Below are 13267 nucleotides of genomic sequence, written 5' to 3'. Positions count from 1 at the left end.
TAAACTCGTAGCTATATCTGCATGTGTCAAAATTTTGTCAATTTATTGTGAGCTAAGCACCACAATCTGTTTGTAAAGGCAAAATAACTTAAGTATTATAAAATATTAACGGATTATTTTGCTCTTTGCTGATTACACTCAGCGCATTACAGAGTGTCGATGGTTCCAGCTTGTAGAGAAATATAATGGAGAGATCAGTGAGATACGGTTCAATTAGCCTTGCTTTATTGTGCTTATACGCAAGTAATTCATTTGCGGCACTCGAAGTCATCACCAAATCAGAAAAACAGACGCTTAACCAAATCGAAACCGAGTATGATATCGACAGTCTGCTGATCAATGTGAATGACAAATTCTCTCAACTTAACAAGAAAGCCTACGACGTTGAAGGTCTTAAAAAAACCATCGCATCAGAACAGCAACGTTATGATGAATTAATCGAAGGGTTACCAGAGGCTATCCGCACAAAGATAACCTTGCCAAACACTTACAAGCAAATTGAAGAATCTGTCACTTTGGTTGATGAGTTAACCCTAAAAGCAGAACAAGACAGTAAACGCCTTGAAGATGAAAAAGAGCAAATCCTGTCAGAATACGAATCCATCAATAAACAACGTGCGACTAAAAGCCAGCAGTTATTTAAGCTTAAAACTGATATTACTAACCGCTTAATTGCTGACCTATCAAAATCAAGCAGCACTCTACCAATTAATATCAATGGTTCGACTGAGTGTTCTAAATACCAAACTATTGCTGATTGTTTAAAAGAGTCAAAAAGCAGTATTTTAAGCAGTACCCGTAATGAATCACCCTTTTTAAATGATAAAAGTGTGCTGCTTTCTTACGAAGTCATCGACGCCAACATGAACATGAAAGGCGGTTTACAATATAAAGTGGCCATGAAGTTCAAGCCATCTTATAACAACAAAATCGATGAAATGCTTAATGAACAACTAGGCTTAAAATCGGCCATGGTGACATTAGTCAGTAACGTGCCAGCAGATTGGTTTGTTAACGGCGTAAAAGTCGGTACCGGTAAAAAGCTGTTCCACGAAATTCCATTAGGCAAGCATGGCATTTTGGCCTCTTACCAAGACCAAGACCAATCCAGTGTTGAAAACATTGAAGGTAACGGCGTATTTAACTACAAGTTCAGCAATGTTAAAACAGCAACAGCGCCAAGTAGCCAAACGCCATCAGTCGTGGCAGAGCTTCCAAAAGGGATCCTTAAGCCAACGGCAAAAGCAACACCAAAACCAGCAGACAAACCTAAAGCGAAGTACACGCTGTTTTCTGACCAAACCAGTATTAAGCTCAGTGATGAAGACGCTAAAAAGACCTCTTCAGACAAAGGCTACGAATACTTTATGGGTGTTTCACCTGCCACTAAAAAGCAAAATATTGAGTTTACCAACGAGCCTATCGAAAAGTAAGCCTTAACACTTTGCTAAACCTTAAAGCCATATCATTCGATATGGCTTTTTTGTTGCACTAAATAAAACTAAGTGCCTTGTTACAAACAAAACCAAAAGCTTTACATTACTTTACGATAAATTTTACAAAACATAATTACAATATGGCCATATGCTAATTCACAATTTGCGTGTCCTGCGCATTGTTTATAGAGAATTCCCAACATGATTAAGAAACTCGGCTTAAATACGTTTTCAGCAGCCTTTGTGATCGTCACCAGCAGCGTATTAAGTACCAATGTTTTTGCTGCGTCAAAGCCTCAACGGGTTGAAAAAATCATCCCCGTTATGACAGCAAATGTTGAACAACATGAGTTATCACAGTCAGTCACACTTATTGGTAAACTTGTCGCCACCGATTCAGTGATGATTGCACCGCAAGTTGGTGGAAAAATTGATTCCATTAAAGTGAGCTCAAATCAACATGTGAGCAAAGGGCAAACCCTACTCACTCTTGATAACAGCAAAGCGAAAGCCAATGTATTAGAGGCGCAGGCTTACCACAAAGATGAAGTCCGTAAACTCAACGAGTTTTTAAAACTTATCAACGTTAACGCCATTACCCAAACCGAAATTGAAGCCCAAAAAGCCAGTGTCGACATTGCCCTCGCCCGCCTGCAATCAGCACAAACCGATTTAGCCTATCACACAGTAACCGCCCCTTTTAGCGGCAATACCGGCTTAGTCAATTTTAGCCGAGGCAAAATGGTCAGTATGAATGAAGAGTTACTGTCGTTAGATGATTTATCAATACTGCAATTAGATTTACAAGTGCCAGAACAATACTTGTCACTTTTGAGCACAGGTATGCCGGTTAATGCCAGTAGCAGAGCATGGGCAGACACCACCTTTACCGGCAACATCATTGCAATTGATCCAAGAGTAAACACGCAAACCCTTAACCTCAACATTCGTAGCCAGTTCGATAATAAAAATGGCCAACTAAAACCCGGCATGATGATGTCTGCAACGTTAACATTTCCGAGTGTTTCAGCTCCTATCGTTCCAGTACAAGCGCTTGAATATTCGGGCACTAAACGATTCGTTTACGTTATAAACCAAGACAATGTCGCCCAGCGTAAAGAAGTCGTATTAGGCGCAAGGATCAAAGATGAGGTATTGATTGAGTCTGGCGTCAATATTGGCGACAACATCGTAGTGCAAGGACTCGTGAATATGCGCGACGGGATTAAAGTGAATGACCTGAGTAAATCGATAAAAACGGCACAAAACAACACGCAAGTATTGTCAGCTCAGGAGCATAAATAATGTGGCTAAGTGATACTGCAGTTAAGCGCCCTATTGTCGCTATTGTACTCAGCTTGCTCCTTTGCGTATTTGGTATAGTGTCATTCTCTAAACTGGCCGTACGTGAAATGCCAGATGTGCAAAACCCTGTTGTTACCGTAATGACAACATACAGTGGCGCTTCGGCCACCATTATGGAAAGTAAAATCACCAAAACGCTCGAGGATGAACTCACCGGGATCAGTGGCATTGATGAAATCACCTCAACCACACGTAATGGTATGTCGCGTATTTCGATTGAGTTTGAACTCGGTTGGAATTTAACCGAAGGTGTCAGTGACGTTCGTGATGCCGTGGCCAAAGCGCAACGCCGCTTACCTGATGAAGCCGACGATCCCATTGTGTCTAAAGATAACGGCACTGGAGAACCGTCGATTTATGTTAATTTAAGCTCTGAAACCATGGACCGTACTCAATTGACTGACTACGCCCAGCGTGTTTTAGAAGACAGATTCAGCCTGATCACCGGTGTCAGTTCAGTCAATATTTCAGGCGGTTTGTACAAGGTAATGTATGTGCAATTAAAGCCACAACTGATGGCAGGCAGAAATGTAACCACCAGCGATATTATCAATGCCCTTAATACCGAAAACCTTGAAACACCAGGCGGTGAGGTACGTAACGACACCACGGTCATGTCAGTGCGCACCAAACGTTTATATTTTAGCCCTGAAGATTTTGAATACCTTGTGGTACACACCGCATCAGATGGTACTGCGATATACCTTAAAGATGTCGCCAATGTATTCATTGGTGCCAAAAACGAAGACTCCACCTTTAAAAGTAACGGTATCGTAAACCTCAGCTTAGGCATTGTGCCGCAGTCAGACGCTAATCCTTTAGAGATTTCAAGACGGGTGCAGCAAGAGGTCGACAAGGTACAAGGCTTCTTACCCACAGGAACCCATTTAGTGGTCGACTACGATGCCAACGTATTTATCGACCGCTCAATCAGCGAGGTATACAACACGCTGCTGATTACTGGGGTGCTGGTTGTGTTGGTGCTGTATATCTTTATCGGACAAGTGAGGGCTACGTTAATCCCTGCAGTTACCGTTCCGGTGTCTTTAATTGCAGCCTTTATGGCAGCTTACAGCCTAGGCTACACCATTAACTTATTAACACTTATGGCATTAATTTTGGCCATTGGTTTAGTGGTCGACGATGCAATTGTGGTGGTTGAGAATATTTTCCATCATATCGAAAAAGGCGAGCAACCCATATTGGCCGCTTACAAAGGAACACGAGAAGTGGGCTTTGCGGTCATTTCAACCACGCTAGTACTGGTGATGGTCTTTTTACCTATTTCATTTATGGATGGCATGGTTGGCCTATTATTTACTGAGTTTTCAGTAATGTTAGCCATGTCAGTGATATTTTCATCACTTATTGCGCTGACACTCACGCCAGTGATGGGCAGCAAATTACTCAAAGCCAATGTGAATAAAAACCGCTTTAATCAATGGGTCGACCGGGGATTTTCTCGGTTAGAACACAATTATCGTCGTATGGTTAGTTTGGCGCTAGCATGGCGTGTCGCGGCGCCTGTCGTTATTTTATCGTGTATTGCCGGCAGTTACTTTTTAATGCAACAAGTGCCATCGCAACTTTCACCGCAAGAAGACCGAGGGGTACTTTTTGCCTTTATCAAAGGCGCTGAAGGCACCAGTTATAACCGTATGGTTGCCAACATGGACATTGTAGAAAGCCGCTTATTACCATTATTGGGTCAGGGCGTTGTGAAATCATTTAGCGTAGAAGCTCCCGCCTTTGGTGGTCGCGCAGGCGATCAAACTGGCTTTGCGATTATTCAGCTAGAAGATTGGGCCGAACGCAACATCGATGCTAAACAAGCATTAGGGTTAATTAGCCAAACCTTAAAAGATATTCCTGATGTAATGGTACGCCCAATGTTGCCAGGGTTTAGAGGCAGATCGAGTGAACCCGTTGAATTTGTGCTTGGCGGCTCTGACTACACTGAACTGTTTAAATGGGCGCAAATTTTACAGCAAGAAGCCGATGCCAGCCCCATGCTAGAAGGTGCCGATTTAGATTATGCTGAAACCACGCCCGAGCTTGTGGTTACAGTGGATAAACAGCGCGCCGCCGAATTAGGCATCAGCGTCTCTGAAATATCAACCACCCTTGAAATAATGCTAGGTGGTCTCAGCGAAACCACCTTTGTGGAACGAGGTGAAGAATACGATGTGTACCTTCGCGGCGACGAAAACAGTTTTAATAGTGTTAGCGACCTCAGTAAAATTTACTTTAGAAGCGCAAGGGGCGAGCTCATCACCCTAGACACGGTGACCCATGTAGAAGAAATTGCCTCACCACAACGCTTAAGCCATACCAATAAACAAAAGTCGATAACCATCAAAGCAAACTTAGGTGATGGCTACACACTTGGTGAAGCCCTAGACTATTTAGAGCAACGCGCAATTGAAATATTACCTACCGATATTTCAATTGCTTATACTGGCGAGTCAAAGGACTTTAAAGAAAATCAAAGCGGGGTATTGGTAGTATTTGCCCTTGCCTTATTAATTGCTTACTTGGTATTAGCGGCCCAATTTGAAAGCTTTATTAACCCCGCCGTGGTGATGTTTACAGTACCGATGGGGATTTTTGGTGGCTTTATTGGCCTAGCGCTCACCAATCAAGGTATGAACATTTACAGTCAAATTGGTATGATCATGTTAATCGGCATGGTGACTAAAAACGGCATTTTAATTGTTGAATTTGCCAATCAGTTGCGCGATCGCGGCTTCGCGCTCAACACCGCCATTATTGATGCATCTGCACGTCGCTTACGCCCCATTTTAATGACCGCCTTTACTACCTTAATTGGCGCAATTCCGTTGATTATGTCAACAGGTGCTGGCAGCGAAAGCCGTATTGCAGTCGGAACTGTGATATTCTCCGGCATGGCATTTGCTACTTTTGTGACCTTATTGGTGATCCCAGCAATGTACCGCTTAATCTCAGTTTCAACGCACTCACCCGGGTATGTTGAAGCCCAATTGAATGACGCCATTGCCGCACAAACGGCACAACAACCTTAATTAACACAGGTGTGATAATGACTAACATTGCCGTATTTGTAGACGTACAAAATATTTATTACACCTGTAAACAAGGCTTTGGCCGCTCATTTAATTACCGCGCACTGTATCAACAGTTAACAAAGCGCGGTCACATTAGTCATGCTATCGCTTATGCGATAGCCCCAGCCGATGACGGACAAATAAAGTTTCAAGATGCACTAAAACATATTGGGTTTACGGTAAAGACCAAGCCTTATATTCAACGAAGTGATGGTTCAGCCAAAGGCGATTGGGATGTGGGTATTACTATCGACATGCTCGATATAGCCCCAACGGTTGATGAAGTGATATTGCTGTCTGGCGACGGTGACTTTGATTTATTGTTGAAAAAAATCAACCAAAGCAGCCAATGCTATACCCACGTGATCAGTGTCGAGCAGCTAACTGCCAAATCACTCAGCGATCAATGCCAACAATTTACACCTATAGACAACACATTATTGCTGTAATGATTTGCGCCTAAGGCTTATTTGATATACAACTTATCGACAGTTTTTTTACAATATTTCATATTGTATGAGTAAGTGAATTAATTTAACAACTCATCGTTACTGAAGATAAGGTATTTAATGGTTTTCTCTTTTCACAATTTAATACGTTACCTATGTGGAACAGTTAGCGGAATTATAATCTCACTTTCCATTGTATTCAGTGTCGCTGCTAATCAATATCAAATTGAACGCTTAAATATCGCTGATGGTTTACCATCAACGCTAATCAATAAAATCTACCAGCAAAAAAATGGTTTTTTATGGTTTGCGACTGATTCAGGAGTAAGCCGATATGATGGCCAAGCGTTTATTCACTTTCAATTTTCACCTGGTTCTAAAAGACATATTTCCAATAACTTTGTTACCGATGTCATAGAAGATAGCCAAGGAAATATTTGGTTTGCTACCGAGGATGGTTTAAATCGATTAACCCTCGATGATCAATTAAGCATTTACCCGTTAAACCTTGAACCATTTGCTCAAAATACCAATTGGATAACGAAACTCTACCAAGACTCAAGTAATAATTTATGGGTGGGTACCGGCAGCGGGTTACAATTTAAATCGGCCAGTTCGGCTCAATTCATTTCGATCCCCTTATATCTCAACCAACAAAAGACTGCCGTAGAAACCTCAATTTATAGTATTGTCGCTGACCAACAACAGCGGTTATGGGTAGGCACTGATTTCGGCTTAGCCGTGTTAGAACCAAACACTCAAGCATTGCACTTATTTGAGCCTAATATGGCCGACAATAACAGTAATCAAGCATCTACGCCTATTACTGCCAAGACGTTATTTAACGACTACATACTCAGCAGTGAAGTGGCCGACAATGGCTTAATTTGGTTTGGTACACAAAATTATGGCTTAATCCGTTTTAACCCTAACAATAATAGCTACCAGCACTACTATGCTCAAGCTCACCCACAACAAGGTGACATAATCAGTAATTATGTCACTAATATTGCCATTGAAAATCCACAAACCATCTGGGTAAGCACCAATAAAGGTGTCGGGGTGCTTTCGATAGCTTCAGGTCAATTTGATTGGATTACATCTCAAGCATTTAATGAGCACTCTCTGCCAAGCGACTTTATTGATGATGTGTTTATTGATTCATCTGGTCTCGTGTGGTTTGCGTCAACTCAAGGTGTGGGGTATTACAGCCCTTTAAAACAAGCCAGTCGTATGTATAAACCGCTAGCAAATGACTCTGAGCTATCAGGAGAAAATGTCTTTGCTCTTTCAGTCAACAAACAGCATCATGTTTGGGTGGCATCCAATAATGGCTTAGATACTATCGACTTAGAGAAAAAAACAGCCACATTATCCCCTTTGACCAACGAGTCCGATAATACATTAACAAGCAGTATTTGGAATGTACAAGTTGACGCAGCGAATAACGTTTGGGCTTCACATGATAAAGGATTAAGTTATTTCGATGCTAAAAGCCTACACGTTACTCACTATAGTAATGCCCCTGGTAACCCACATGGTTTTCCTCAAACCGACTTTTACACAGTCACCCCAGACAATAAAGGCAACGTTTGGATAACCGGTTATTTAAATGCTGGGGTAATGTTATTTAGTCCATCAGAAGGCATACTAAAACATTATTTTAATGATAATGAAAACCTCTACACCTCTGGCGGTAATTTCACCTTTGATGCGATTATTATTGATACTGGAGAATTATGGCTTGCCACCACTAATGGCATTTTTATTATCGACTCAAATAGCGACAAAACCACACATTTAAGCCTAGGCAATGACCGCGAAAATATTCGAATAAGTGGTATTTACCAAGACGAACAAGGTGTTATTTGGGCCACGACTCAAGGGCTTAGTTTAGCAAAAATCACCCCAACAAAAAAAGATGAAACTCCATACAATATTGAATATATTACCCGCAAAGACGGCCTAACGGATAATCGCCTGAAGGCCGTTACCGGAGATGAACAAGGTAATTTATGGATTACCAGCCGCCAAATGTTAACGCAGTATGCAAGCCGCACAGGCACCATCACCCATTACCCAAGTGCGATTAATCATAGTAATTTAATTTTTAACGAAGCGGCGATAGACCTGATTGGCAATCAACTTGTGATAGGTTCTAATAAAGGTGTCATTCAGATTGATATTACCGCGATTAGTCAAAATCATTTTATTCCGCCAGTGCATATTACCGCGGCCAATATCGCCAATAAATCTTATGTCAATATCAACAACAATAACAACGTTGATGCTGTTACAGTTGATTATGATAACAATATGATTCAGTTTTCATTTGCGTCATTAGATTTCACCGCACCAGAGCGCAATCAATATCGCTTTATGCTGGAAGGCTTTGATGACGACTGGATTACCACCCAACAACACAATGCGATGTACACTAACCTCCCCGCCGGTGACTACACCTTTAAAGTACAAAGCACGAATAGCGATGGGATCTGGAGCCCACAACAAGCAGAGTTTGCTTTTAGTATCAATCAAGCCTGGTGGTTTTATGCGTTAATAGCCTTAGCCATTACCGTTTGTTTAATGTTGATGTTATTTGTGCTGTCTCGATTTAAACAAATTAAAGAACTCAGTAACCGCGCCAATTACGACAGCTTAACCGGATTAGCTAATCGCTTTTATTTTAATCAGCAGTTATCAAGGTTAATCAGCACCCCCAACCAAACCGCAGCGGTCGTGTTTATCGATTTAGATCATTTTAAAGAAGTCAATGATTCTATGGGGCACGACATTGGTGATGAACTCATTATCCAAGTGGCTAAACGCTTACAACACTGCTTAAAGCATCAAGATGTACTAGCCCGCTTAGGTGGCGATGAGTTTGCGTTAATTATTCAATATGAACCAGATGAAAATAGACTTAACCAAGATTTAGTCAATATTATCGAACGGATCCGAAGCTCACTAAACGCGGGTTATCAAATCAATGAGTTTTGGTTAAACAGTTCTGCCAGTATTGGTGTTGCCTGTTATCCAAATGACGGTAAAGACGCAAAAACATTATTAAAGCATGCCGATACGGCTATGTATGCTGCTAAACAAAATGGTCGTAATGGCAGTTATTTTTTCAACGAAAAACTGTCTACGGCGCTATTGGAGCGAGTATTAATTAAAAACCAGCTTAACAATGCCCTTCCAGAAAACCAGTTAGTGGTGCATTACCAGCCAAAATGCTGTGTCCACACTCAAAGTATATTGGGACTCGAAGCCCTTATTCGTTGGCAACATCCTACCGATGGTTTGGTTTCTCCTACGCGCTTTATTGACCAGGCAGAAGACAGCGGATTAATTATCGATATCGGATTATGGGTACTGACCCAAGCTTGTCATCAAGGGTATCAATGGCACCAGCAAGGTATTCTTCAGGGCAATATTTCGGTCAATATATCGCCACTGCAATTATCACAGCCTACTATCGTTGAAGACATCGCGCTGATATTACAGCAAAGTCAATTTCCTGCTCACATGTTAGAGCTTGAAATCACAGAGTCATTATTAATTACCGATATCAAAGCAGCAAAGGCTGTGCTATTCCAATTGAAGCAGCTTAAAGTACGCATCGCACTTGATGACTTTGGTAAAGGCTACTCTTCATTAAACTATTTAACTCAGTTTCCTATCGATACCTTAAAAATAGATAAAGCCTTTATTCACTCTATGTTGCCGATAGAAACCAGTAATATTGTACTGAAAAATATTATTAAATTAGGTAACGAGTTGCAGTTAGATGTCATTGCCGAAGGGGTAGAAACACACGCTCAATTGGTTAAGCTTAGGCATTACCAATGTAAAATTGTGCAAGGTTTTTTATTCAGCCCTGCGCTTAATGCGCTGGCGACACAAAGCTTACTCAAACAAAGTTATATTATGAACGATCAGTTAGAACTAGCAAACCCAACGGGTTAAGCCTGGCGGGGGTTTGTCGATAGCATTGAAATATCCCTTTCTCAATAATAATGCTATGATCTCAGTGAAACAAATGGATTATTCAATAAAGGAATATATGCTGGTCACCGCTTTTAAAAACGTCCTATTGGCTCTATTTTCAGCGTACAACTTCTCTCACAAACTGCCAAAAAAAATAGCGGCCACTGTGATGCTTTGTTGCATGTTGACGCTGCCCACTATGGCCTATTCTGAACAACTCAAAGTCACCTTAGCCGCAGAAGACGGCTGGCCTCCTTTTGCCGATGAATTTGGCCGCGGTATTTCCCATCATTTAATTCACCAAGCCTTTAAACAAGTTGATGTGGCTGTTTCAACGATCGTAGTACCTTATACTCGCGGATTGGTGATGACCGATCGCGGCTCTGTTAATGGCGTCTTTAATGTCACTAAAGAACAAAGCACACTTAAACGCTTTGTATTTGGTCTGGAGCCCTTATTTACCGTCAATGCCTCTTTTTTCTTTGCTAAATCGCACCCCGCCAGCGTCAATGATAAATGGCACTTACCCATAGGCAGTGTGATTGGGGTTATTGATGGCTATGAATACGGTGATGATTTTATTCAACTGATTGAAAAGCGCCAGTTACACATTGTTCACGTTAACAGCCAACGCCAATTGATTAATTTATTACTGGTTGGCCGTATTGACAGCGCCATCATGTTTGACATGGTAGCTGATGTGTATATTGAACAAATGGGTGTAGGCAACGACATTAATGCCGAATTCAATAACCACACCAGTGAAATATTTGTCGCATTTTCAAAGCAAGATCCACAAGCGGAGCAATGGAGTAAGCTACTCGACAAAGGGTTACAAACATTAAAGCAACAAGGCCACTATCAGCAGTTATTGGTTCCGCTAGATTAATTATTTACCAAGGTTAACCCACAATGAGTTCTAACACGTTACCAGCCATACCTCATTACAGCCCTGAACATCACTTTAGTGTACAAATTTATTATGAAGATACTGACTTTTCTGGTGTGGTGTATCACCCCAATTTTTTAAAATATTTTGAGCGCGCGCGAGAGCATGTTATTGGCGCAGAAATATTGCATCAGATATGGCAACAGCAACAATTAGGCTTTGCGGTGTATCGTACCGACATGGTGTGTCATGACGGGGTTGAATTTGCAGATATCATTGATGTGCGCACGCAATTTTACTTCGAAAGTAAATACCGTACCGTGTGGAAACAGTCCATTTGGCGACCTAACGCCACTAAAGCGGCTGTCACGGCCACGATTGAGATGGTATGCATGAACCAAAAGCGTCAGTTAGCTGCAATGCCACCAGCGTTAATCACTCAGTTATCAGTGGGAATGGAATAGAATTTACCGCGGCAACATTTTAGTCATCCGGCCAAATAGCTTAAAGGCTAAATGATTAGGCAGATAGATGATTAAGCTGCGGGTAGATGTGTTCAAACTCTTGTGCGGTGGCAGGCTTGGCAAAATAGTCACCTTGAATCGTATCAACGCCATAGGTGCGTAACGTGTCTAACACCGACTTAGACTCTACCCCTTCTACCGTCACTTCAAAACCTAAGCTTTTAGCTAGCTCAATACTGGTTTTAACAATTTGTTTGGCGGCGTGGGTTGTTTCAAACTCATCTAAAAAAGCTTTGTCGATTTTAACTTCATCAACCGGTAAAAAGCGTAAGTAAGCTAACGATGAATGGCCGGTACCAAAGTCATCAATGGCAATTTTAACCCCTATGTCGCGCAGCTGATTTAATGTCACTATGGTTTGTTCTAGCGACACCATTAACGCACTTTCGGTAATTTCAATCATGATACATTCAGCAGGTACCAAGTATTTAGCAAGCTTACTGGCAACATCATTGGCTAAGTTAGGATTATCGAGGTCGGTTGATGACAAGTTTAACGCCACCTTGACGTAAATCCCCTTCTCTCGCCATTTAGCTTGTTGGGCGACAACGGCGTCTAATACCCAGGCACTTAATAAATCAATCATGCCTGTTTGCTCAGCCAGTGGAATAAACTCATTGGGTGAAATAGCCCCTAGCCCTTCGTGGTGCCAGCGAATTAACGCTTCTACTTGTTGGCACTGACCACTTTCAATATCAAGTTTTGGTTGGAATACCATATACAATTGATTGTGTTTTAAGCCGTTAGGGAGCCCATTAATAATCAATAATTCACGGTATTGAGCTTTGTCGTCATCTTGATCATAAAAAGCAATAGGCTGTTTTAATTGCTTGGCTTTTTTCAGTGCCAAATCGAGGCGCCTTAACATCAAACTCACGTCAGCATGGTGCGCACTAAGTGATAATATCCCCAACTGTATTTTGATACTGATGGGTTGTTGTTCTATTTCAAAAGGCTGTTGCAAATCGTTTTTAATGGCTAACAGTTCAGTTAAGGTTAACTCATTAGGGAAAAACAATAGAAACTCATTGCCATTCATTCTGGCAATAAATTGTGGTTTATGGGTTACGTTTTCGATGCGTTTAGCAAACGCTTTAAGGAGTTTGTCGCCAAATATAAAACCAAATAAGTCATTCACAAATCGAAATTGCTTAATGTCCACCAGCACTAGCATGCCCTCTGACACAGGCATTTTAGCGAGCATTTTACGCTTAAAGCCGACCCGATTAGTTAATCCGGTTAACTTATCTCGTTCGGTGCTAAACAGGCTAGATTGGTATATCTGATTAAGGACAGAAGTCAGGGGTTTTAACGAGGAAGATGATGTATCAAAGGTAAATGAATCTTGGTTGAGCATTTGTAATTGCAGAGCATGGGTCAATTGCTGCAGGGCGCGATGTTGACGTAAATGCATAACCCCAATAATAGCGGCTATTACTCCGGTCAAGCACAACAAAATGAGCAGCAAATTGTCCATTAACATATCATCATTAATAAAGTGTTCTATTAGTCATCTTCAGGATATACC

The 13267-nt window shown here is 41.5% G+C and carries 8 protein-coding genes; 7 read left to right on the top strand and 1 reads right to left on the bottom strand.

All coding sequences use genetic code 11. The annotated features are described in order from the left end of the window. The first annotated feature begins 197 nt into the window (after positions 1-197). From IEY48_RS03560 to IEY48_RS03530, 7 genes are all read left to right on the top strand, one after another. Complete coding sequence (locus IEY48_RS03560) at positions 198-1433, top strand: hypothetical protein (protein ID WP_188917335.1); 1236 nt, start codon at positions 198-200, stop codon at positions 1431-1433. A 204-nt stretch (positions 1434-1637) separates the two neighbouring features. Further along, positions 1638-2741: an efflux RND transporter periplasmic adaptor subunit gene (locus IEY48_RS03555; RefSeq protein ID WP_188917333.1), complete on the top strand. Its 1104-nt coding sequence runs from the start codon at positions 1638-1640 to the stop codon at positions 2739-2741. Beyond that, positions 2741-5845 carry a multidrug efflux RND transporter permease subunit gene (locus tag IEY48_RS03550; RefSeq protein WP_188917331.1) on the top strand — a complete coding sequence of 1035 codons (3105 nt, stop codon included), beginning with the start codon at positions 2741-2743 and terminating at the stop codon, positions 5843-5845. Before IEY48_RS03555 ends, IEY48_RS03550 begins: the two co-directional genes overlap by 1 nt. A gap of 17 nt (positions 5846-5862) precedes the next feature. Further along, the gene (locus tag IEY48_RS03545; protein ID WP_188917329.1) at positions 5863-6336 is read left to right on the top strand and encodes a LabA-like NYN domain-containing protein; all 474 of its coding nucleotides are present in this window, start codon (positions 5863-5865) and stop codon (positions 6334-6336) included. A 120-nt stretch (positions 6337-6456) separates the two neighbouring features. Then, positions 6457-10305, top strand: a complete 3849-nt coding sequence (locus IEY48_RS03540) for an EAL domain-containing protein (RefSeq protein ID WP_188917327.1) — start codon at positions 6457-6459, stop codon at positions 10303-10305. A gap of 97 nt (positions 10306-10402) precedes the next feature. Beyond that, positions 10403-11215 carry a substrate-binding periplasmic protein gene (locus tag IEY48_RS03535; RefSeq protein ID WP_188917325.1) on the top strand — a complete coding sequence of 271 codons (813 nt, stop codon included), beginning with the start codon at positions 10403-10405 and terminating at the stop codon, positions 11213-11215. Between the two features lie 23 nt (positions 11216-11238). Further along, positions 11239-11679: a thioesterase family protein gene (locus IEY48_RS03530; RefSeq protein ID WP_283106150.1), complete on the top strand. Its 441-nt coding sequence runs from the start codon at positions 11239-11241 to the stop codon at positions 11677-11679. 55 nt (positions 11680-11734) lie between these two features. Here the strand turns inward: IEY48_RS03530 and IEY48_RS03525 are convergent, their stop codons facing one another. Further along, entirely contained in the window at positions 11735-13216 is a 1482-nt protein-coding gene (locus tag IEY48_RS03525) for a putative bifunctional diguanylate cyclase/phosphodiesterase (RefSeq protein ID WP_188917323.1), read from the bottom strand. Positions 13217-13267 lie beyond the last annotated feature (51 nt).

This window comes from Shewanella saliphila (assembly GCF_014648295.1).
In the GTDB taxonomy this organism is placed as follows: Bacteria; Pseudomonadota; Gammaproteobacteria; order Enterobacterales; family Shewanellaceae; genus Shewanella; species Shewanella saliphila.
This window is presented reverse-complemented; position numbering and strand designations above follow the sequence as displayed.

Coding starts and splice junctions, on each gene's coding strand:
- IEY48_RS03555 (WP_188917333.1), top strand. CDS start 1,638: ATGATTAAGAAACTCGGCTTAAATACGTTTTCAGCAGCCTTTGTGATC.
- IEY48_RS03550 (WP_188917331.1), top strand. CDS start 2,741: ATGTGGCTAAGTGATACTGCAGTTAAGCGCCCTATTGTCGCTATTGTA.
- IEY48_RS03545 (WP_188917329.1), top strand. CDS start 5,863: ATGACTAACATTGCCGTATTTGTAGACGTACAAAATATTTATTACACC.
- IEY48_RS03540 (WP_188917327.1), top strand. CDS start 6,457: ATGGTTTTCTCTTTTCACAATTTAATACGTTACCTATGTGGAACAGTT.
- IEY48_RS03535 (WP_188917325.1), top strand. CDS start 10,403: ATGCTGGTCACCGCTTTTAAAAACGTCCTATTGGCTCTATTTTCAGCG.
- IEY48_RS03530 (WP_283106150.1), top strand. CDS start 11,239: ATGAGTTCTAACACGTTACCAGCCATACCTCATTACAGCCCTGAACAT.
- IEY48_RS03525 (WP_188917323.1), bottom strand. CDS start 13,216: ATGGACAATTTGCTGCTCATTTTGTTGTGCTTGACCGGAGTAATAGCC.